This is a genomic window from Rhodospirillales bacterium (assembly GCA_023898785.1).
Classification (GTDB): Bacteria; Pseudomonadota; Alphaproteobacteria; order Micavibrionales; family Micavibrionaceae; genus TMED27.
Genome location: CP060239.1, coordinates 897,013 through 919,011 on the forward strand (window position 1 = coordinate 897,013; position 21,999 = coordinate 919,011).

A 21,999-nucleotide genomic window follows, 5' to 3' on the forward strand; every position below is an offset into this window, starting at 1 on the left:
GGTCGAAATTCACCCCGAAGAAGTATCTCGTCTACAATCCTATCTCCAGGGAAAACTCAAAAATACCGGTTTTGCTCTTAAAATACGTGAGAAAGCTAGGGATTCCGTTGAAGTTTTGCTTAACGGTGAATTCATCGGGGTGATTTACAAAGACGAAGACGGCGACTTTAACTTTGACATGCCCATTCTTGAAATTGACCTACCGGGGGCAACCAGTTAAAAAAACTTGCGCAAAATAGCTGTTTTTAAAAGCGTTTGTTGCCAGCCTTAGCGCCAATTTGCTAAAATTAAAGGAGTGAGCAATTTGGGGCAGTAGCTTTGAGACTTCAGATAACCTTTTTAATTACCGGGTTTCTTTTGTGTATGCTGGGCATATCTTATGCGCAAGCTGCTGAGAGTCTGCGTTTTGACACCCCCCTCGCCTATAGCAGCAAAGAGAAGATAAAATCTTTTACTGTCAATGAGTTAAGCTCGCCATTGGAGAAATTCGATCTTGCGGGAACGGATCTTAATGGCGATGGCCTGCACGAATTTATTGTCCGTACGAAAATGTGTGAACGCGCTCCATTGTGTGATTATTTCATCCTTGGGGAAGCCAAAAACGGCATGATTAATTTAGGAAAAATTGAAGCAGCGTATATTTTATTGGGCAACGATTACGCTCACGGCGTACGTAATTTACTGGTTTTCGATAACCAAGAGAATGATTTTGACTTCCAACTTTATACCTGGGACCCTGAACAGTCTCTTTACAGGGAGGCCCGGTAATATGATTTCTTTTAGAAAATATTATTTTAGGACCTTTCAACCTGGCGCCTTTGCATATGCGGCTTTGTTCTTTTCAACGCTGTGGGCATACTCCGCGTCAGCCGCTTGCCTCCCCGGCTTGCCGTGCGAAACTAAGCCTAGCGCGGCGCAACTCCTTAATCCGGAGACCGGGCCGAACAGCAGTAAAGACTGGCCTGCCGTACGTTCATGGCCAGCCGGCCCTACTCGCCCTAATGCCTGTGATGCGAACTTTATGAACCAAATTTACGCAAAAGCCTTTATCGAGGCTGAGCGTGAAATGGTTATTACCAATGCAACCATCACCAAACCCGACAGCGTCCTGGAATATACCTGTTTTGATTATTTGGCCGCGCGAGTTGCCACGATTGCCGGGCCGATTTTCTCGGAAAGCACACGCTGGCACCCTGTTACGGTCAATATTATGGGCGAGAGTGTTACCATTGATGTGTTTTTAGGTAACACCCATCTCGATAGATCCATTGAAAACCTTGTCTTACAAGGTTTGGATAGATATGGCGAGAAGAGCTTCCCTTATGATTTTTTGGCCGGAGCGGCGGTTGGCGACAATCATGATTTCTCGCCTACAGTTGCGGGCGCGTCCGGGGTTTGTGACCATATGTACAATATGCATTATATCTCAAAATGTGAGGATTTTGGCCTGAATGTTCCGTTTATGACTTTTGAGAGCTATTTTTCGACGCCTGCGCTTCTAAACACTGACCCCAGAACCAAACCGAAAGCATGCCCCGGCACTCACCAAATTACGCCTATGCGCGTGGAAATAGCAAAAAACAAGGACTGGAGCTGGGCCGCCTTTGATAAGGTTGATACATTGTTACCTATACTTAAAGCACCGGCTTCCGGCAGCGGGTGCGCGAATGCAACCCCTATTCCTACTGGCGTAATGGTTAAGAAATCTACGTATGCACAGGATTTGGCAGGAAACCCTATTATGGGCGCCGCTCAATTTGAATATGAAGAAAAAGTCTGCACAAATCCTGCGTGTTACTTTGATAATAAAGACAATGCGAACCCGGCAGACGATGTTTGTAAGGCTGCTCCTTAGGGAGATTGGGTAACATTTTAAAAAGCTATTTGCCAGGAAACACTTCAATAGCGTACAATTATATAGGGTAGAGAGTGAATGATACGGTATATTCGACGCGATATGAAATTAGACATTAAACTGCTTAAGGTATTGTTTGCAGCGGCTTTAGCTGGTTTTATCAGCGTTTCTGCCGCGCAGGCGGCGGGGCTTTTTGCACCTGACCCATGTGATCCGGAATATTATGAATCGCTTAAATCGCGTGCGTGGCTGGAGGCGCAGCGTGAAATTACTCAAAATCAAAATCTGATTTTTAAGGCTGACAGTGTTTTGGAATATACTTGCTTTGACGGTTATTTGAAAGAATTGGCTGATCATGCTGGCCCTCCTGTCGCTGCAGGCAAGATGTTCACCGGAACAAACCGTTGGGGCGGTGTTCCAGGCAATATGAGCACTACACTTAGCCGACTTGTTGCAGCCCCTATGGATGCGTATGATACCGCTAATTTCAATCATACTCTTTTAGGCGGGCGAACCGGATCGGGCGTTAATTTACCTGCCAGCATAAGTCCAGGAAATTACACTTGTAACGTCATGGATCAGGTTTGGAAACAAGCTAAATGTATGGATTTCATTCATACAGCGGCTGAGGACGGTTTTTTTACCTTTGACCAATATCATGCCCAAGCAGACAAACGCTTTCTTCCAACGCGCTGCCCGAAGACCGCCAACTTTAAAGCAGAGCAGGATAAGGCCATTGAAACCGCTACAACACCCTGGACGGAAGATGATGTTATCACCTATTTCGGTCTTATTTTTCCTTCCGGAGGCTGTGGCTCTGCCAATGGGCAGTTTGCATCAAAGATCAAGACAGGTCTCGTGATCGAACGGACTTCCGGTGGCGTATCAAAATATAACGAATATGTCTGCGTTGTGCCTGGGTGTTACTATGAGCCTACAGGACAGAATTCGGGGAGTTGTAAAAATTAGAAATTAACTTCTTCGATGGGTTAATTTCTAATTCAGGAATTTAGAGAGTTCTTGTTTCAGGTTGTTTTTTTGCTTACCCGTCCGGGTTGCCGCATATTTCAAAACAACCTCCAGCGTCTTTTTACGATCGACCGTTTCATCGGCAATGTTTACACCTTCAGATTTTGGTGTTTGACCGGTTTGCTTTAGTGCCTTGCGCGCTTTTTCCAACAATTCAGGATATTCCTCTTCGAAATGCATACGCGTTTTTTGCAGCTGCTGCAGCGTATCTTCGCGCAGTTTCTTTGATTTTCTTTTACGATATATGCGTTTCATACAAAAACATCCCGGTTAGTTTTCAAGCCTTCCATGCAGTTAGGAATTGCCAAAAAGGGCTCCAGCCCTTATATCTTCACTCTAAACCAAAGATCCTAACCAAGTGTTACGATAACAGAAAATAAGTTAAGTTTTCATGGTACTTTCTCTTTACAGCTTTAGCATGCGCGCGGCGAAGCCTTTGATCACGGCGTATCTTAAAAGGCGTCAAAGGGCGGGTAAGGAAAGCTCTTCGCGCTTTGATGAGCGTTTGGGAGTGGTGCAATGCCCGCGCCCTAAGGGGCGCTTGATTTGGGTCCATGCGGCCAGTGTTGGTGAGGTGCAATCTGCTCTTATCCTTATTCACAAGCTTCTTGCGCTCTATGAGGGGGTGCAGGTTCTTGTTACTACAGGAACGCGAAGTTCGGCGAAAATGATGGAAACAGCGCTACCTGAAGGCGCGTTTCATCAATATTATCCGGTTGATAATCCTGAATGGGTGGAAGCCTTTTTAAACCATTGGTCGCCAGATTTAATATTATGGATGGAATCTGAGCTATGGCCGAATATGCTGCTGGCTATTCAAGCCCGTAAAATACCCGCTATTTTGATCAATGCACGGCTTTCTCCGCGTTCTTTTCGAATCTGGAAGCTTTTAAAGGGAGCAAGCCGTAAAATTTTACTCAGTTTTACGCTGATTTTATGCCAAACAGATAAAGATGAATCTTTTTATCGTCGTTTAGGCGCGCAAAACGTGCAGGTCAGTGATAATTTGAAATACAGCGCTGCTCCCCTGCCCTGTGATGAGGCCGCCTTAAAGGCCATCAATAGCGCGTTTATTAACCGACCATGCTGGGTTTATGCCAGTTCTCATGCCAGTGAAGAGAAAATAGCAGCACAAATTCACGCCCGCCTGAAAAACAGTATCCCCAACCTTCTTAGCATTATTATCCCCCGTCATCCTGAAAGGCGCATGGCCATTGCGCAAGATCTGGATGGGCTGGGGTTGAATATTGTTTTTCGTGGCGGGGATAAAACCCTGCCTGGTGATGATACGGATATTTATATTGCCGATACTATGGGCGAGCTTGGCCTGTTTTACCGCGCTTGCCCGGTGGCTGTTATTGGGCGCTCGTTTAGTGATGATGGCGGCGGCGGACATAACCCAATTGAAGCCGCCCAGCTTCATTGCGCTGTGCTTCACGGCCCTAACGTGCAAAATTTACAGGAAATCTTTGATGAAATGGATGCATATGGAGCGGCGATGCGCCTAAGCACGCCAGAAGAACTGGAAAGTCATTTATATGATTTGCTTACAAACGCGGAGAAAATTGAAGTCCTACAACAAAAAGCGTATGATTTTTCCCGGCGCAAGGAGCAAGTTCTCGAAACTGTTTTAGAGGCTTTGCGCCCTACCCTTGATACTCTTGAAATCGGCAGGAAGGCTGCATGACGCTGAAAACCCCGAGCTTTTGGTATCGCCCTGCAGGGAGCAAGCCTCCTGCGGTCGAACGGCTTTTGATTCCCGCGGCGGCCGTTTACAGGTTTTTGTACGATATACACCATATTATGAAACGGCCATATAAAGCCCGTGTGCCGGTCTTGTGCATCGGCAATCTCGTTGCGGGGGGAACAGGAAAAACACCCACAGCCATCGCCTTGCTCAAAACTCTGAAAGCCCATGGAATTGCCAAAAATCCGGCCTTTCTCATTCGCGGGTATGGCGGTGCGGAAATCGGGCCGATGCGTGTGGACCCAAAAATTCATACGGCCTGGGATGTTGGCGATGAAGCGCTCATTCTTGCACAACATGCACCGACTTATGTCGGCGGCGACCGGGCAGCCAGCGCACAAATGGCGTTGGAAAACGATGCAGATTTAATTATCATGGATGACGGATTGCAAAATCCGAGTATTCACAAAGACCTTCGGCTGGTGGTGGTCAATGGTGAAATGGGCTTTGGTAACAAACGCCTGCTACCTGCCGGACCAATGCGCCAGCCTCTGGATGAAAATTACTCAATGGCGGATGGCGTTATATTGATCGGCGAGGATCGCCGCAATGCTTTGCAAGGCTTACCTGATAGCATCCCGTTAATCCAGGCGCAACTTAAACCAAGCGCTTCTGCCCAAATTGATACACAAACGAAGTATCTGGCCTTTGCCGGGCTGGGATATCCGCAAAAATTCTTTTGTTATCTTAAAGGCACGCTGGGCATGAATGTTGTTTCCGAGAGTGCGTTTAGCGACCATCACCCTTATGAAATTTCAGACCTTAGAGCCTTGCACAAACAGGCAGAATCCTTAGGTGCACGCCTGATCACGACCGAGAAGGATTATCTGCGTCTGCCGCATATTGAAGGCGTTGCTGTTGAAACATTGCCTGTTGAGATGTGCTGGGATAATGAAAAGGCCCTCCTCCAACTGATTCAAAAACATCTGAAACCACAACTATGACGGATGATTTTCTGAAACAACTTCGTTACGCAGGCGAGGCTTTTGGACTTGCCGTTTTGTTTCTGGTGTTTCTAGTTTTGCCCGCCGAAACGGCATCAAATCTGGGCGGGTGGATCGGCCGGAGCATTGGGCCTAAACTAGCCGCATCCCGTAAAGTACGGCACAATCTGAACCGCGTTTTTTCTGATATTACCGAGACATGCAGCGATGAGATCATCGCCGGAATGTGGGAGCATTTAGGGCGTGTGATTGCCGAGTACCCTCATCTGGAAACTCTGGCTCTGGGCCATACCCAAATCATTGGGCAAGACAATTTACAAAACGCTTTGAATAATCCCAATGGAGCAATTTTCTTTGGTGCGCATTTAGGAAACTGGGAAATTAATGGCGCGGCAGTGCTGCTGCAAGCCGGACGAAAAGTGGCCCTAAGTTACCGCGCACCAAACAATCCGTGGAGCGATAAACTTTTGATGCGTGCGCGCACTCTTGGGGGGCGTTTACCTGCCTATTCCAAATCCCGTCAAGGTGGGAAAGCCATGATAGAGACAATCAAAAACGGCCGGACGCTAGGCATTTTGATCGATCAAAAATATAATCAGGGCGTTAGCGTTCCCTTCTTTGGCCTCGAGGCGATGACCAATCCGTTTTTTGTCCAGCTTGCGCAGAAATATGGCTGTGCGCTTGTGCCTATTCGCAACCGCCGCCTTGACGGCGCGAGCTTTAGCCTTAGTGTTTATGAACCTTTGACGGTGTTTGAAGATGATGGCAAGCCGCGCGCCATTGAGGATGTCATCAGAGATGCGCATACCGTGTTAGAGGAATTTATTCTTGAAACGCCGGAGCAATGGCTGTGGCTACATAGGCGGTGGAAGGATTCATAAAAATGGCTGATTATGATTACGACTATTTTGTAATTGGGGCAGGTTCCGGTGGGGTGCGCTCAGCACGCATCGCTGCCGGGCACGGCGCAAAGGTTGGGGTTGCAGAGAAATCGGCTCTTGGCGGAACTTGCGTTAATCTGGGCTGCATTCCGAAGAAGCTGTTTGCCTATGCCTCCGATTATACGGGGCATTTTGAAGATGCGCGGGGGTTTGGCTGGGACGCACCGGCAGAAAGCAGCTTTGATTGGCGGGCATTGATCAATAATAAAAATAATGAAATCAGTAGACTCAATGGGATTTATAAGAATTTACTTGAAAATTCCGGTGTGGAGATTTTAAGCGGACGCGCCCGCTTTATTGATGACCACACACTTGAAGTTGGCAAACGGCAGGTTAGCGCCGATAAAATTCTGATTGCCGTTGGCGGCCGCCCCCGCCTTCCCGATATTGAAGGCGGAGAATTGATGGCGACATCGGATGACGTTTTCTTCTGGCCGAAAATGCCTGAAAAGGTAGTCATTCAAGGTGGTGGTTACATTGCAGTGGAATTTGCACATATTCTGCACGGCATCGGTGCGCACGTTACCCTGCTTTACCGTGGAGAGCTGTTTTTGCGTGGTTTTGATCGCGATATTGCGCGCAGCCTGGCTGATGAGATGGCCAAGCAAGGCGTTGACCTGCGATTTAACTGCGATATTACGCGCGTCGAGCGTAAGGGAGAGAACGGCTTTATTGTTTATACAGAGGTGGTCTCGGTTCTTCGGCCAGCTTTGCGGCGAAGTTAAGCTACGATCGGTTGGTTATTGTCATGCCGCCTGCCTGTGGTTTTGTTTCTCCGGGTGAAGGGCGCGGCCGCCGGAGCCGTTAGGCGGAGGCGGCAAGCCCGAGGCCGGAGAAACAAAATTTCGTTCATCATAAACGTCGTCCGGGGTTTGTCCATCAAATACCGAATGCGGCCTCTGCGCGTTGTAAAACGCCAGCCAGCGCCCGATATCCCGCCTGGCTTGCAGGCCGCTCTCGAACGCGTTCAGATACACGCATTCATATTTCAGACTCCGCCACAGCCGCTCGATGAACACATTGTCCATCCAGCGGCCCTTGCCGTCCATCGAGATCGCGATCCCGTTTTCTTTCAGGACGCCCGTCCACGCGTCCGCCGTGAACTGGCTGCCCTGATCGGTATTGAAGATCTCCGGCGGCCCGTAGCGGGCGATGGCTTCCTCCAGCGCCTCCACGCAAAAGCGCGTTTCCATCGTGTTCGACAGCCGCCAGGCCAGCACCTTCCGGCTGGCCCAGTCCATGATCGCTACCAGATACAAAAACCCGCGTTTGACAGGGATGTACGTGATATCCGCGCACCATACATGGTTCGGGCGGGTGATCGTGAGCCCCTTGAGCCGGTAGGGATAAATCCGGTGGCCGGGATGCGGCATCGAAGTGCGCGGCCTTTGATAGACCGCCTCGATTCCCATCAGGCGCATCAGACGCCGCACGCGGGTGCGGCCTACCTCGTACCCCTGACGGCGCAGATGCCGGGCCATCTGACGGGACCCGTAAAACGGGGTTTGCAGGAATTGCGCGTCAATCAGCCGCATCAGCGCCAAATTGTCCGCGCTCTCCCCGCGCCGCTCGTAATACCAGCCAGAGCGGCTGATCCCCAGCAACCGGCACTGCGCCGCGATGCCGATATTGTCATTGGACGGGTCTACCATTTCCTGCCGCCCCCGGACCGCAACCGGGCGGAGGCATCGGCTAAAAAATCACGTTCCACTGTCAGCTGTCCGATCTTGGCGTGCAAGTCCCTGACCTCGGCGTTATGCGCGTCCGCTCGCGATTCCAGCTTGCCCGCAAAACCCGCCTCCAGCGCAGCCAGAGCCTCCTTCTTCCAACGGTGAATGACCGTCGCATGCACCCCGTAACGGGATGACAGCTCCGTGATCGGCGCGTCCTCCCGCAACGCCGCCAGCGCAACCTGCGCTTTAAACTTCGCCGGGTAGTTCTTCCTTGTCTTGCTCATAATCCATGACCCTCCTTCGGTCATAGATCGTAGCTTAACTCACTGTCCGAATTCTTGGGGCCACCTCTCATTGCAATTGATGAGAATTACCGAACCTCGGCTGCGCATATTTATGCTCTGGGAGATGTTGCGAATCATCATAACTTGACGCCAGTGGCCGTGCAGGAAGGCCATGTTCTGGCTGACCGATTATTTAACAACCAGCCGGAGCGCTGCGTAAATTACGATAATATTGCCACAGCGGTGTTTTCATCTCCGCCGATTGGCACAGTGGGAATCAGCGAGAAAGATGCGCTGGATCATGGCCATAAAATTGATGTGTATGTCTCTTCGTTCAAGCCAATGAAACACCAGCTTACAGGCCGGGATGAACGTTCATTCCTTAAGATGATTGTTGATCAGGACAGTGACCGGGTTTTAGGTCTGCATATGATGGGCCTGGATGCACCGGAAATCATTCAAGGCTTTGCGATGGCGATAAATATGGGTGCAACCAAGACTGACTTTGACCGGACCATGGCGATCCATCCGACTTCGGCTGAAGAATTTGTATTGATGCGGACGAAACGAGATTAATGACAAGATTAGTTAAGGCGGGAGGGATCAGTTTTACAGCTTTTATTAGCAGACGTTCCGAGAATAAAATCGGTATGCTGCGCTTTTGGAAACGGCTCGTCTCCGTTGGCGTAATCCTCTTCAGCCAAGGCACAGATTCGCGCCATATTCGCACCGAAGAGTCTTTGCCCAGCATCCGTTAAAAAGCAACGCTGGCAAACCTTATCAAGAAAATCCAGAACGTGGCTGGGGCGCGCCCCGTAGAGTTTTATTTCCGTATAAATCTGTACGGTTTCATATTGCGTGACCGTGTAATCCAACCCTCCAGATGTTGCTATATCAGCTTCTTGCAGCAAACATGCCATCTGCGCTGCCATGGGGTTTAACTCAAAAATCTCCAGCTCCTCATCAAGATGTAAAGTATTATGGAGTCCCTTTTCACCTTTATAGTGCCGCCGATAAGCTGATTTCATTTGGTGCAGCGGGTTGGTCACACTCCCTAACGGTGAAACATCCGTCGCCAGCAGCATTGATTTGAGCAGCGTTAAAGATTCTTCATCCATTCCGGTTGCACGAAAATACGGCACCACAATCTCATGGGCGCGGCGTTCCAGGCGCCCCTGATAAAAATTGCCCTTAATCATGTTTCCCAGCCCATCGTGATCAAGATCATGAATGCAGGCGGCGGCGAGCAGCATCGTTATTTCTTTCGGACCGAACGCTCTGGCTGTGCCTTCAAAAATATCATTATGCACGGCAATCATGCGCATAGTCTGCAACGCGACCTTTTTGAAATGCATATTATTATGGTATGGCAAATCATTTTCAACCTCACCCAACACTCCAGCCATCAGCAATGTTTGCACATGGTCTGGGCTTTCAATCCCGAAAACCCCACAGGACACGGCCATCATTGCCGGCAACGAGGGCGCATTTCCTATGACATGCCACTCGCGCAGATACTCAACAGTATCTGCTGTCGTCGCTGTTGCATTATTCATATCAGGAAAAATACATTCTTCGTATGTCTCGAGAGATTTCACATCTTTATCAAACGCTTTACAAACGTCGTCTAGGACCGTCGTCAGTTCTACGGCACGGGACCAATCGCCAATCTCCTCATCCTTTAGTATAGACCTTAAAGAATTAAGTGATTGCAAATGTTCATTTTTTGATATTTTTGCGCGAAAAAAACTGATCATAGCCGTCCGATTTCCGGTCAAATTTCTTACCTCGTTACATTGTACGGTGTTTTAAGACCGTTGTAAAAAATAAAAATACAATTATACGTTGTATATCAGTTAGGCTTTGCGCAAAGCTTCGGTTTCCTTTATAAATTTTTGTCTTATATATTGTGTGATCAATGGAGTTTTAAGCATGACACAAGGTTGGAATCCTGAAAGCTGGCGCACGAAGCCCATCAAGCAGATGCCGGAATATACGGACCTGGCAGCTTTGGAGGCTGTCGAGGGAGAACTCAGCGCCCTTCCGCCACTGGTCTTCGCAGGAGAAGCGCGTAGCCTGCAGCACAGCCTTGGGCAAGCGGCACAGGGGCAAGGATTTCTGCTCCAAGGTGGAGATTGCGCCGAAAGTTTTGCCGAATTCAGCGCCAATCATATTCGCGATACGTTCCGCGTATTGTTGCAAATGGCTGTGGTAATGACTTATGGCGGATCTTTGCCGGTTGTTAAAGTCGGACGAATGGCCGGGCAATTTGCCAAACCGCGCTCCAGCGATACGGAAACGCAAGGTGACGTAACTTTGCCGAGCTATCGTGGCGATAATATCAACAGCGCAGAATTCACGCATGAAGCGCGCATCCCCGATCCGCAGCGCCTCATCCGCGCGTATCATCAAGCGGCATCCACCCTTAATCTCTTGCGCGCCTTTGCCAAAGGAGGCTATGCGGATTTAAACCGTGTACATGGCTGGAATCTGGATTTTGTTTCCGACAGTCCGCTCAAGGAACGCTATGAAGATTTGGCAAGCCGTATTGATGATGCTTTACGGTTTATGGCGGCATGTGGCGTTACATCCGAGACCGTCCCAGCCATTCAACAGACAGATTTTTATACTTCTCATGAAGCGCTGCATCTGAATTACGAACAAGCGATGACCCGCGAAGACAGCCTGACCGGAGACTGGTATGATACGAGCGCACATTTTCTGTGGATCGGTGCCCGGACGCATCAGGAAGATCATGCACAGATTGAATTTGTACGCGGGATTAAAAATCCGCTGGGCCTAAAATGTTCTCCAGCATTAGAGTCCGATGAACTCATACGCCTGATAGATGTCTTAAACCCTGAGAATATTCCCGGCCGCCTGACCTTGATTGCACGGATGGGCCATGAGCAGGTTGAGGACAAACTTTCTCCGTTGCTGCGTAAAGTCAAAGAAGAGGGACGCAGCGTTGTATGGTCTTGTGATCCAATGCATGGCAATACCTACAAGGCTGATTCAGGTTACAAAACCCGGAACTTCGAACATGTCCTGGCCGAGGTTCGTGGATTTTTTGCCGCGCATAAAGCCGAAAGCACGCATCCAGGCGGCGTACATTTTGAAATGACCGGCGCCAATGTAACAGAATGTGTCGGCGGCGCCGAGGCGATTGGCGATGAAGATCTTTCGAACCGTTATCACACAGCGTGTGACCCCCGCCTGAACGCTAATCAAGCTCTGGAGCTTGCCTTTTTGATTGCCGATGAACTTAAGGCTGTACGTCAGAGCGAACAACCGCAACCTGTTACGGCGGCGGCTGCCGAGTAAGATGCCTGAGAGCCTCACACTCACCCTTGCTCAGCTTAATCCAACCGTAGGAGATCTGCGCGAAAATGCAGAGAAAATACTTGATGTATGGGACGAGTCTGAAAGCGATCTAGTGGTGTTTGCCGAGATGGCGTTGTGCGGATATCCGCCTGAGGATCTCGTTTTAAAACCGAGCTTTATCAATTCCATACATTCTTTTGTTGAATCAATTTGTGAGCAAAGCAAAGACTTTAAATCGGCAGCGCTGATTTCCTGCCCGTGGCGCATTGAGGATGAGGTTTATAATGCGGCGCTGCTGATTGAAAATGGTCAGATCGTTGCTGTTCAACCCAAGCATCATTTACCCAATTACGGAGTGTTTGACGAGCAACGCATTTTCAAGGCCGGGCCCCTGCCCGCACCGATTGACTTTCGCGGGTATAGGCTGGGCATCCTGATTTGCGAAGATATGTGGTATGCGGATGTGGCGGCGCATCTTAAGGCCGAAGGCGCAGAGCTTTTAATTGTGCCCAATGCCAGCCCGTTTGAAACAACCAAAGATGAAACGCGCCTTGATATTGCCCGCGCGCGCGCCGGTGAAACCGGTCTACCCCTGCTTTACGTCAATCAGGTCGGCGGGCAGGATGAGTTGGTGTTTGACGGCGGTTCGTTTGTGATGGATGGTGAAGGCAACGCCGTGTTTCAGGCCGCTGAATTTACCGAAGAAACCCATGGGATTACTTTTTCCGGTAGAAGATTGTCTTGCCCAGACAGCGTGCCGCAATTCAGCCCGGAAGAAGAGCTGTATAAAGCCTTGGTGTTGGGGCTTAAAGACTATATTGAAAAGAACGGGTTTCCGGGCGTGCTGCTGGGCCTATCGGGTGGGATTGACAGCGCGCTTTCGGCGGCGATTGCGGTCGATGCGCTGGGGCCGGAGCGCGTACATTGCGTGATGATGCCCTCCCCGTTCACCTCTGAGGAAAGCCTGATTGATGCACAAGACTGCGCCAATGCTTTGGGATGCCCTTATGAAACCATGCCGATTGACGCGGCCATGGAAGCGTTTACCAGCATTATTCCGGGCCTGTCAGGCATTGCGCATGAAAATATGCAGAGCCGGGTGCGCGGGCTGATCCTGATGGCACTGTCCAATGCATCGGGCAATATGGCGCTGTCGACGGGCAATAAGAGCGAGATGGCGGTCGGGTATGCAACGCTGTATGGCGACATGAATGGCGGGTTTAACGCCCTGAAAGACCTCTATAAGATGCAAGTGTACGCGCTTTCGAAATGGCGAAATGCGCATAAACCAACCGGTGCACTGGGGCCGGGCGGCGTTGTCATTCCTGAAAATATTCTGACCAAGGTTCCAACGGCAGAGCTCAAAGAAAACCAGAGAGATCAGGACAGCCTGCCGCCCTATGAAGAGCTCGATGATATTCTTGAATGCTTGATCGAACATGATATGGCCATGGATGAGATTTGCGCGCGCGGACATGATGAAGCCACCGTTAAGCAGGTTTGGGCGATGTTAGACAGAGCGGAATATAAACGCCGCCAAGCTCCGCCGGGAGTCAAAATCACGCGCCGGGCCTTTGGCCGTGACCGGCGCTATCCGATTACGAATAAATTCTTTTCCAATCAGGAATGAGCGTTGTGGGCAATGTCGATCATAGAAGACAACGCAGCCTCAATTTCCTTCTGCGTTTGTATAGGATTAAGTCTTGTAAAATGCTCAATCAATCTAACGTTTCCTGCCCCTTTTATGGGAGGAGTCAAACGAGCGGCATAATTAAAGCCTGCGATGCCCAGTTGGTTCTCATCGCCCATTTTCGGAAAAACAAACAAATTTACACCTGACTGATCGTCGCCGTCACGCGAGAAAGACCTCAACTCTACCGGAGGGCCATCCCTGACAACTCTTTTAACAACGTCCCCTTTATGTCTTGCACTAAACACATCGACTTCACAACTGGGGCTTTCCACAGCAGGAAGAACATCCCTATCTGCTACTTGGTTATACAAATCCGCCAGAGAGGCGACCACATGAATAGTGGCACGACGTGGGCCTTCACCTTCTAAATCATAACCGTAGGAACCATAGGGCTGATCTTCTGTTGCCTGACCATAGACCATTCCCCTTAGCCCTAGCCGAATAATTCTTTCTTCCGTTTGTTCTGACATTTTTATTCACCTTATGTTACGCATTAAACGCTATGACAAATAAAGACGCGAAGGCATTCTGTCAACAGGGGAATAAAAAACACAGCGCGCACAGCGAAGACACAGCGCGCTTTTCCTTGTATTTAAATTCCAAAAATAATAAAAGAATGCGGATAAGGTTTTGTTTTTTAAACTGTAAATTCAAAGACCATCTCTGAACGCGCTGTGATTGCTGTGTTTTTATAAAAAGAAAGAAAAAGATGTCTGTAAAAGTTCGTTTTGCCCCTTCCCCCACCGGTATGCTGCATGTTGGGAATGCACGCACAGCCCTGATGACATGGCTGTTTGCCCGTTCGCAAGGCGGACGGTTCCTGCTGCGCATTGATGATACGGACCCGGAGCGTTCAAAGGTCGAATATGAGCTGGCGATTGAAGATTCCCTGATGTGGCTGGGGCTGAACTGGGATGAAAAGGCCAACCAGAAGGACCGTCTGGCGCGCTATCAGGAACAGATTGCCAAACTGCAGGAAGCCGGGCGCATTTATCCGTGCTATGAAACGCCGGAAGAGCTGGGCTTGATGCGCAAGACCTTGCTCAGCCGGAGCAAGCCGCCGATTTACGACCGGGCGGCGCTCTCCCTCACCGATGCACAAATCGCCAAATATGAAGCCGAAGGGCGACGCCCGCACTGGCGGTTCAAGCTCAATCATGAGCCGATTGAATGGAACGACCATATTCGCGGCGAAGTAAAGTTTAACGGCAGTGATTTGTCCGACCCTGTCGTGATCCGCGAGGATGGCAGCCCGCTTTATCATCTATGCTCGGTGATTGACGATATTGATTTCGACATTACGCATATCATTCGCGGGGAGGATCATGTCTCTAATACGGCGACGCATATCCAAATGTTTGAAGCGCTGGGCGCAGTTCCGCCGGAATTTGCCCATAATGCCCTGATTTCCGATGCCGAAGGCGGCAAGCTGTCCAAGCGCCTGGGCTCTTTGAGCATTCGGGATTTGCGCGAAACAGAAGGGCTGGAGGCGATGGCGGTGAGCAGCCTACTCGCCCGTCTGGGCACGTCCGATCCGATTGAAGCCTTTACCAGTCTTGAGCCGCTTGTCGAGAGTTTTGATTTTTCCAAATTCTCCCGCGCCAGTGCAAAATTTGACCCGGCCGAAATTTTCCGTCTCAACGCCAAAATTATTCACGACACGCCGTTTGAGGCTGTGAATGTGCGTCTGGCAGAAATGGGGTTGCCCGATCTGGATGAAGAGTTTTGGGAGGCGGTGAAGGCCAACCTTGAGAAAATCGGCGATATTCAGGACTGGTGGAGCGTGGCCAACGGCCCGGTGCAGCCGGTTATTGAAGAGCCGGAGTTTATTGCGCAAGCGCTGAGCCTGCTGCCTGAAACGCCTTGGTCACCAGAGACCTGGGGGCAATGGACAAAGGCCGTGAAAGAAGATACGGGGCGTAAGGGCAAGGCGCTGTTCATGCCGTTGCGCCAGGCGATCACGGGGATGGATCACGGGCCGGAGCTGGATAAGCTTTTGCTGCTCATTGGACCGGATAAAGTCAAAGAGCGCCTCTCTGCGAAAAAAGCGGCATAAAAAAGCCACCTGCCTTGTGGGGATAGGGGAAGCGGCAGGCGGCTTTGGTTTCACCCGTTGATGTGGACCCTTAAAAAAACCCCTTTTAAACCTTAGTTTTGGGTGAAACCTTATTCTTAATGCGATGTACTTTTGAGCAAAATCAAAAAATTACTGAGCTTTTTCATGTCGGCCTTTGTGGCCTCGGGCCAGAGCAAACGCACTGTGTTTTCATATATTTCATGGCCTTCGATAAAGAAATGATCACAAACCAGAACTTTCCGTTTAGGGCTAAGCGCAGCATATTCTTCGATAATGTTAAAAGTCTGCTCTGCGCTTGTTAGCAAATCTCTAATTTTGGCGTACATCCTCTTTACTCCTTTACGCTCATGCATTGGTGGCATAGCGTTTTAAATCGCAATTCTTAATGAAGTGTTAACAAAAGCTAACAAATTTATGTAAATCTGTAAAATTTAATTTGATTCTCTTTTGTTTTTCAATATTTTAAGCTCATAAACGCTTATTGGAACTGGTGTAAAAAGTGGTCTATAACAGCCCGGCAATCATCTTAACAAACCCGCAAATGGGGGAAAATATCGGCGCAGCGGCGCGGGCGATGCTGAATTTCGGTCTCACCGATTTACGGCTTGTGAACCCTCGAGATGGCTGGCCGAACCAACGTGCGATTGATATGTCCTCAGGCGCGCTGGAGCGGATGCCGCCCGTGGGCGTCTTTGATACGCTGGGCGAGTCCATTTCCGACCTTCAACTGGCTTATGCTACAACGGCGCGGCGGCGCGATATGATCAAACCTGTGCTTACACCGCGGACAGCCGCCAAAGATGCGCGGGGGCGCTTGCAGAACCGTCAGAAAATTGGCTTTGTGTTTGGGGCCGAGCGCACAGGGCTGACCAATGATGAGGTTGCACTATGCTCATACATTATTCAGGTGCCGACCAATCCGGAGTTTTCTTCTCTCAATCTCGGGCAAGCGGTTTTGTTGATGGCGCATGAGCTGTTTCAGGCTGCTGATGATACATCCGGGCGCGTGATGGACACGGGAGACAGCCCCCCTGCTCTGCAAGAAGATTGTGAAAACTTTTTTAAACGGCTGGAGCGTGAACTGGAAGCTGGCGGCTTCTTTACAGCGAAAGACCTCAAGCCAACGATGGTTCGTAATATCCGTAATATTTTCACCCGTTCGGAGCTCAGTATGCAGGAAATCAATACGCTGCAAGGGATTGTTTCGGTGTTGATTGGCAAGAAAAAAGCCGCTGAAAAATAAGCGGCTCTTTGAATTCTCGGTTTTGAAACCTGATTATCGTGAATAAAATTCGACGATCAGGTTCGGTTCCATCTGCACCGGATATGGCACGTCTTCCAAAGCCGGAATGCGCAGGAACGTTGCTTTCATCGCTTTCAGGTCAACATCCACATATTCAGGTACTTCACGCTCAGGCTGCTGGGTTGCAGAAATAACCATAGGAATAGCTTTTCCCTTCTCGCGCACTTCAATCACATCGCCAGGCTTCACTTGGTAAGACGGAATGTTCACAATTTTACCATTCACGGTTACGTGCTTATGGTTTACAAACTGACGCGCCGCAAAAACCGTAGGCACAAAAGACGCACGGTAAACAACCGCATCGAGGCGGCACTCCAGCAAGCCAATCAGGTTTTGACCTGTGTCGCCGCGCATACGGTCAGCTTCTTTATAGTAACTGCGAAATTGTTTCTCGCCAATATTGCCATAATAGCCTTTAAGCTTTTGCTTGGCCATTAACTGCTGACCGTAGTCGGAGAGCTTGCCGCGGCGTTCGCCGTGCATGCCCGGGCCTTTTTGGCGAAGGTTATAAGGAGATTTGGTCCGCCCCCACAGGTTACAAGCCATACGGCGGTCAATTTTATGTTTTGCGGATATGCGCTTACCACTCATAATTAAGGTCCTTTCATAGACAAATCATTTAAGTTCATGTCCCGATTCCCCTTTTAGGATTGATACAATGATCAACGCGGGCATATGTGCCCGCTTCTCAGGAATATGGGGATTTATAGAGATTTTTGGAAGAATGTCAAAGAAAATGTCACAAACACAAAAGGTTACAGATATTTATGTTATAGATACCCACGGGTAAACCCGTGGTTCTATGGGGCTGCGCCGCGCTTTGCGCATTACAATTCCTCGCGGAATTGACCTGAATCCCGGTGTCCTTGACGTTCTACATAACGGCGAATAACGTGCTCATCAACGCCTACGCTGCTTACGAAGTAGCCCGGCGACCACACAATATTTTCCTTCCAGTAAACTTTGGCAAGAAAATCAAACCGCTTGTGCAAGGCGCTCGCCGATTGGCTTTTCATCGTGCCCATAACAGACGCTATTGCGTATTTCGGGGGTATCACCATGACCATATGCAGGTGATCCTGACCAAAGCCAATCGTCTCTATCGTGACGCCGGGCATACTTCGACACAGCTTGAGAAGAACCCTGTGCACGTATGCACAGACACCAGGCTTCAGGACCCTCCGGCGGTATTTGCAGACCCAAACCACGTGATATTCGAGGCGGTAAGCGCTGTGCCCAGTCGTAATAACTTCCATAACGGAAACAACATACCGCCTCCGGGCTCATTCATCCACGGGTAAACCCGTGGTGTTCTGTCCTACGGACCGCATAAATTTACATAATATTAATAATTGTTTTAGGGGCTGGCATAGATGTTTAGGTTAATTGTCTCGATTTTATCCATTTTTTGAGCAGTTGTAACTGTTTTTTTGGCGAGGGGTTAGGCTGTTTGGTAGAAAGTTCAGCGTAATAGCTGAATGCGCTGAACCGGCAACAAGATTCGGGCCAAGTATCAGAGCAAAACAATGTGCTTTGTTCATCATAAATCCATCCCGAAAGAAGAAAATTATTATTGATTATTCAGTGGCGCAACGCGGACGCGTGCAAAGAAGAGTCAAATCCATCATCACCAGTCTTAGTGAGGCACATGCGAAAATTTAACGGTATTCCTGCCAAGCATTTCCCTTTATTTTTAAAGGAGTGTGAATGGCGATTTAACAACAGTGACCCGATAGATCAATTATCACAGTTAAAGCAATGGGTTAGAAAACATATAGGCTGATTATCTAGGGCAGCCCCTTAAAGATAATTACTTTTTCAAAAAAAATGGTGGAGGGAACGCTGACTTACCGCAAAACAGTCTCAAAGCCCGCGCTACTCGTAACTCATTGATAATAAACGCCGAAGTCATCTCGCACAACCACTTCCCACCAACCCGACCAGAGAAACGAATTTCTCCCCTGATTTCCCGGCACCGGACGAGGGTGACGGGTTTGCAGTAAAACCGGATACCTGGCGACGAACCGCAACAACTTTGAATCCGGTTTTCGGACGCCGGTTCGGTTCCCAAAACGGGAATCGAATTGAGGTGCCAGCCAACATCAGACAACAACCTCTTTGCGCAGCGAAAGGCCTCTCAAGGTCATGGCCTCTATCATTCCGGCAGCCTTCAGAACATTTTCCAGACTAACTTGGGGGATCTGAGCGTTATCGTTCAGGTATCCGCTGAGGTATTCTGCCGACGGATTTTTAATCCCTGCCCGCTCACACACAAGCCAGGCAACGCTTTCGGCCTCGAACTCTCGAATGTTGATGTGTTCCTTACGGCGATCTGGCCACCAGTTTTCATTTGGCGTTCCGAGGTGGCCGCAATAGAGATGGCCTAGTTCGTGGGCAATCGTTGCGAATTTTTCCTCTTTCGAGTGGTTTTGGTTTACCACCAGGTGGTACAGCACCTTAGCCTTTTTCTTTCCAGCATCTTGGGTTCCATGCCCTTTCGCTACCTCGATAAAGCCAGCGCTCCCCGTGCCGTGGTCCGCTTCATGATACGAAACACCATCACGAGGGAGATTTCTATCAGCCGTTTTATAGTCGTGTCGCAAACAAACGCCAGAGACTGAATCGATTCTTCACTGGAGTCTTGATAGGCACCGAGCAGATTTGGAGCCTCATCAAGCAGGCGTTTTGCCAGTTCTTCCTCTTCAGCTTCAACAGACTGGATAACTTCTTTTACCTTGGCAAATCGATGCCCGAGCAAAGAAGGTAGCTTTTCGCGTATTGACGAAACAATCGAATGCGCCCGTTCTTGTAGAGCTTGGGGATTGATCCGTTCTTCAAGCAAATGATTGTCAACGAGCCCAATAAACGCCGCTTGAATAGACACGCCAGGATCACGGAGCGCGAACTTTTCTGCCAAGCCCTGCAGCAACAATTGTTTAGGGGAAAGTGGATACTCGGATAGAATTGGATGAGTCGGGTCGAAAAAGAAATCAACCTCGATTCCATCCTGATAAAGGTGACATGGCACTCTGCTTCCTTGGATTTTGATTTGGCTGTCACGCACTCTCCAGGCGGTTATTTCCATTCCGGGAGTTGTGTCGTAAGAGTATTTTCCTGACAGTGATTCCTCTTTGTCAGAATGCTGAATCAAGAGATCTCTGTCAGAAGTCGCCGGAACGGGAGCCACAGTAGGTGATGGCAGTGGTGGAGTACTGACAGGGGGGGCAGTATGAGAGCCAGTTCCAGATTGAGCGCCGGGCAAATAGCTAGAAATGTCATCTGACGGAGTTTCTCCAGAATTTACCGGAGTCAATCCTTTACCGCCATCCCCCCGTTCTCTGTCTGATTCCTGAGCGACCTTGTACCACTTATCATCGGTTTCGTACTCCAAGTCCCCGGAAAAGAAACGCTTGGCGAATTCTCTCGCCAGTGAATTAGGAACCGCGAGATTTTTTGTGCCAGGGTCTGTTCTTCTGTATGCGTTAACCAATCTACCGAGAGGAGACTCGTTGTCCCCATCGTATCCCAAAGCTTGCCTTTTCTTGGGAAGAATCGGTCCAGCGCCTCGAACGGCTTCCAGTGTGAGTCGCCATGCTCTGTCTGTGATATCAAACCCATTCTTTTGATACGTCGGGATCAGGTAATCAACATGGAGCTCGCCAACGATTCTCCCGCCAACAGTCGATCCTAGTTCGACTGGGTATTCAGACGTGTAAGTTCCTGTATCCGGATTTTCGTAGCCGAAAAGGGATTTGTCGGAAACCAGTATTTTCCGTCCGTTACGAACAAAATCCACACCAAAATCAGATGGATCGGCATACCGCTGAATACCAATCCAACCCTTAAGCCGACGGGCACGTTTGACTATGTGTGTCTGAGAAACACCACCTTTACTAATCGAGACATCGAGATCAGCGGCTTCGTCTTCGGTCAGATAGCGATTTTTCAGAGAGTCGAAGTATGTCTCTCCGAGGTCTCGGTTTATTCTTTGGATCGCCTCTACTCGAACCCCTTTACGAACCACAAACCTTGAATCGCTCCAAACGCAATGTGGACGGGGGGAAAGCTGTTTTCCCTGTACAAATATTGAAACCTTTTTCCTGCTGAGTATCGGTGTGTAAATTGTCTCCAGCTGCCTTCTTATCGCGCTTTCCTTTTTCCTTATTTCCGCGAAAACACCGTCCTTCAAGCTCTTGACAATTATTTTAGTGCCGGATTCGTCAGGAGTTTTTTTTTGTTCCCTAACAACCGGAGCGGAAAAGGTTTGCTCCTTTATCAATTGTTCAAAACTGATTTTAATTCCAACCCATTCAGTTCCATCTGGAGTCGCCGAAAGGAAAAGAGTTTCATCTCCAAGTCGGGCTGTGGCGATATTGAAACCCATTCCAAATAGTCCAAGGTTGTGGATAGGATCGTTGCTTGAATACCCCGCCTTGGCAGCTTTCTGGAGGACTTCGAGTTCCATGCCGAGACCGTTGTCCTGAACGACAATTTCTCTATCATAAGCGGCGACAGAATCACTGGACCAATGGATATCGACCCTGGGGCCATTTATAACTTTCCCCTTGTTTTCGGCCTCAGAAAAAGCGTCCAGCGAATTGTCGGTCAGTTCCGCTAAGCATTGCCAAGCGGCAAACGGAATGTCACCCAACGTTCTAAGGATTCTCGGGGTGGGTGTGATGTCGACGACTTGCGTTATTAGCGACTCTGATTTCATTTCACGCCCTCCAGATATTTGGCGATAGCTCTTGCAACTTTATTTCCCAGAATCGGCGGTACGGCGTTGCCAATTTGCATGATGTTAGACGTGGCCGAATGGGGAAAATCAAAATTGTCGGGAAACGTCTGCAACCTGGCACACTCGCGGACAGTCACCCACTCGTCGACTTCGTCTTTCTTGAACTTCCAAAGACGGCCCATGCGATGGGCGGGCATCGCATGCTTGTCGATCCAACGGTAAACGGTGTCACTGCTGACACCGAGGTACTTGCCTATTTCGTCTACTGATAACCAGCGATCTTCTATCTCGGCCATATCTCCAACTCCTCAAGGGCGATTGGTTTTCTTGCCACGCCAGAGGCGGTAACGGGGATGCTGGGCGCAGCTTCCCCAACTTAAAACATCCTCTA

At 49.4% G+C, this 21,999-nt stretch carries 22 protein-coding genes and 2 pseudogenes; 14 read left to right on the forward strand and 10 right to left on the reverse strand.

Annotated features, from left to right (window positions below):
- Positions 1–7 precede the first annotated feature (7 nt).
- The 4 genes from H6859_04665 to H6859_04680 all read left to right on the forward strand — a co-directional run bounded on the left by H6859_04665 (position 8) and on the right by H6859_04680 (position 2,824).
- On the forward strand, positions 8–220 hold the full coding sequence (locus H6859_04665; protein ID USO06694.1) for a DUF3126 family protein: 213 nt from the start codon (positions 8–10) through the stop codon (positions 218–220).
- 143 nt (positions 221–363) lie between these two features.
- Complete coding sequence (locus H6859_04670; GenBank protein USO06476.1) at positions 364–768, forward strand: hypothetical protein; 405 nt, start codon at positions 364–366, stop codon at positions 766–768.
- 253 nt (positions 769–1,021) lie between these two features.
- On the forward strand, positions 1,022–1,855 hold the full coding sequence (locus H6859_04675; GenBank protein ID USO06477.1) for a hypothetical protein: 834 nt from the start codon (positions 1,022–1,024) through the stop codon (positions 1,853–1,855).
- A gap of 78 nt (positions 1,856–1,933) precedes the next feature.
- The gene (locus H6859_04680; GenBank protein USO06478.1) at positions 1,934–2,824 is read left to right on the forward strand and encodes a hypothetical protein; all 891 of its coding nucleotides are present in this window, start codon (positions 1,934–1,936) and stop codon (positions 2,822–2,824) included.
- Positions 2,825–2,851: 27 nt separating this feature from the next.
- Here H6859_04680 and H6859_04685 read toward each other — a convergent pair whose 3' ends face one another.
- Positions 2,852–3,139, reverse strand: coding sequence for a hypothetical protein (locus H6859_04685; protein USO06479.1), 288 nt, complete (start codon positions 3,137–3,139; stop codon positions 2,852–2,854).
- 136 nt (positions 3,140–3,275) lie between these two features.
- Between H6859_04685 and H6859_04690 the strand changes: the two genes are divergently transcribed.
- From H6859_04690 to H6859_04705, 4 genes are read left to right on the forward strand one after another with little or no spacing between them, the layout of a single operon-like run.
- Positions 3,276–4,571, forward strand: a complete 1,296-nt coding sequence (locus H6859_04690) for a 3-deoxy-D-manno-octulosonic acid transferase (GenBank protein USO06480.1) — start codon at positions 3,276–3,278, stop codon at positions 4,569–4,571.
- Positions 4,568–5,575, forward strand: coding sequence for a tetraacyldisaccharide 4'-kinase (gene lpxK, locus H6859_04695; protein ID USO06481.1), 1,008 nt, complete (start codon positions 4,568–4,570; stop codon positions 5,573–5,575). Before H6859_04690 ends, lpxK begins: the two co-directional genes overlap by 4 nt.
- Positions 5,572–6,456, forward strand: a complete 885-nt coding sequence (locus tag H6859_04700; protein USO06482.1) for a lysophospholipid acyltransferase family protein — start codon at positions 5,572–5,574, stop codon at positions 6,454–6,456. Before lpxK ends, H6859_04700 begins: the two co-directional genes overlap by 4 nt.
- A 2-nt stretch (positions 6,457–6,458) precedes the next feature.
- The gene (locus H6859_04705; GenBank protein ID USO06483.1) at positions 6,459–7,241 is read left to right on the forward strand and encodes an FAD-dependent oxidoreductase; all 783 of its coding nucleotides are present in this window, start codon (positions 6,459–6,461) and stop codon (positions 7,239–7,241) included.
- 126 nt (positions 7,242–7,367) lie between these two features.
- Here the strand turns inward: H6859_04705 and H6859_04710 are convergent.
- Positions 7,368–8,473: pseudogene (locus H6859_04710) on the reverse strand (IS3 family transposase).
- Between the two features lie 54 nt (positions 8,474–8,527).
- On the opposite strand from H6859_04710, the gene H6859_04715 reads away from it, so the two are divergent.
- The gene (locus tag H6859_04715; GenBank protein USO06484.1) at positions 8,528–9,049 is read left to right on the forward strand and encodes a hypothetical protein; all 522 of its coding nucleotides are present in this window, start codon (positions 8,528–8,530) and stop codon (positions 9,047–9,049) included.
- Between the two features lie 8 nt (positions 9,050–9,057).
- Here the strand turns inward: H6859_04715 and H6859_04720 are convergent, their stop codons facing one another.
- Positions 9,058–10,230, reverse strand: coding sequence for a hypothetical protein (locus H6859_04720; GenBank protein ID USO06485.1), 1,173 nt, complete (start codon positions 10,228–10,230; stop codon positions 9,058–9,060).
- A 175-nt stretch (positions 10,231–10,405) separates the two neighbouring features.
- Between H6859_04720 and H6859_04725 the strand changes: the two genes are divergently transcribed.
- Together H6859_04725 and H6859_04730 are read left to right on the forward strand one after the other, a co-directional pair.
- Positions 10,406–11,797, forward strand: a complete 1,392-nt coding sequence (locus tag H6859_04725) for a 3-deoxy-7-phosphoheptulonate synthase class II (GenBank protein USO06486.1) — start codon at positions 10,406–10,408, stop codon at positions 11,795–11,797.
- A gap of 1 nt (position 11,798) precedes the next feature.
- On the forward strand, positions 11,799–13,427 hold the full coding sequence (locus tag H6859_04730; protein USO06487.1) for an NAD+ synthase: 1,629 nt from the start codon (positions 11,799–11,801) through the stop codon (positions 13,425–13,427).
- Here H6859_04730 and H6859_04735 read toward each other — a convergent pair.
- Positions 13,418–13,960: a hypothetical protein gene (locus tag H6859_04735; protein USO06488.1), complete on the reverse strand. Its 543-nt coding sequence runs from the start codon at positions 13,958–13,960 to the stop codon at positions 13,418–13,420. The genes H6859_04730 and H6859_04735 overlap by 10 nt on opposite strands.
- A gap of 239 nt (positions 13,961–14,199) precedes the next feature.
- On the opposite strand from H6859_04735, the gene H6859_04740 reads away from it, so the two are divergent.
- Positions 14,200–15,546 carry a glutamate--tRNA ligase gene (locus H6859_04740; GenBank protein ID USO06489.1) on the forward strand — a complete coding sequence of 449 codons (1,347 nt, stop codon included), beginning with the start codon at positions 14,200–14,202 and terminating at the stop codon, positions 15,544–15,546.
- A 116-nt stretch (positions 15,547–15,662) separates the two neighbouring features.
- Here the strand turns inward: H6859_04740 and H6859_04745 are convergent, their stop codons facing one another.
- A complete protein-coding gene (locus H6859_04745; protein USO06490.1) occupies positions 15,663–15,893 on the reverse strand; it encodes a hypothetical protein in 231 nt (76 codons plus the stop codon).
- Between the two features lie 215 nt (positions 15,894–16,108).
- On the opposite strand from H6859_04745, the gene H6859_04750 reads away from it, so the two are divergent.
- Positions 16,109–16,810, forward strand: coding sequence for an RNA methyltransferase (locus H6859_04750; GenBank protein ID USO06695.1), 702 nt, complete (start codon positions 16,109–16,111; stop codon positions 16,808–16,810).
- A 33-nt stretch (positions 16,811–16,843) separates the two neighbouring features.
- Here the strand turns inward: H6859_04750 and rpsD are convergent, their stop codons facing one another.
- A complete protein-coding gene (rpsD, locus tag H6859_04755) occupies positions 16,844–17,461 on the reverse strand; it encodes a 30S ribosomal protein S4 (protein USO06491.1) in 618 nt (205 codons plus the stop codon).
- 236 nt (positions 17,462–17,697) lie between these two features.
- On the reverse strand, positions 17,698–18,126 hold the full coding sequence (gene tnpA / locus H6859_04760) for an IS200/IS605 family transposase (protein USO06492.1): 429 nt from the start codon (positions 18,124–18,126) through the stop codon (positions 17,698–17,700).
- A 386-nt stretch (positions 18,127–18,512) separates the two neighbouring features.
- Here tnpA and H6859_04765 point away from each other — a divergent pair.
- Positions 18,513–18,653 (forward strand): annotated as a pseudogene (locus H6859_04765) (IS1595 family transposase).
- Positions 18,654–18,972: 319 nt separating this feature from the next.
- Here H6859_04765 and H6859_04770 read toward each other — a convergent pair.
- Genes H6859_04770 through H6859_04780 form a run of 3 tightly spaced genes read right to left on the reverse strand, consistent with a single transcriptional unit; the run spans position 18,973 to position 21,904 of the window.
- Positions 18,973–19,311, reverse strand: a complete 339-nt coding sequence (locus H6859_04770) for an ImmA/IrrE family metallo-endopeptidase (protein ID USO06493.1) — start codon at positions 19,309–19,311, stop codon at positions 18,973–18,975.
- 59 nt (positions 19,312–19,370) lie between these two features.
- Entirely contained in the window at positions 19,371–21,587 is a 2,217-nt protein-coding gene (locus tag H6859_04775; protein USO06494.1) for an ATP-binding protein, read from the reverse strand.
- Positions 21,584–21,904 (reverse strand): excisionase family DNA-binding protein, encoded by a 321-nt coding sequence (locus H6859_04780; protein USO06495.1) that lies wholly within the window; start codon positions 21,902–21,904, stop codon positions 21,584–21,586. The genes H6859_04775 and H6859_04780 overlap by 4 nt, the downstream gene beginning before the upstream one ends.
- Positions 21,905–21,999 lie beyond the last annotated feature (95 nt).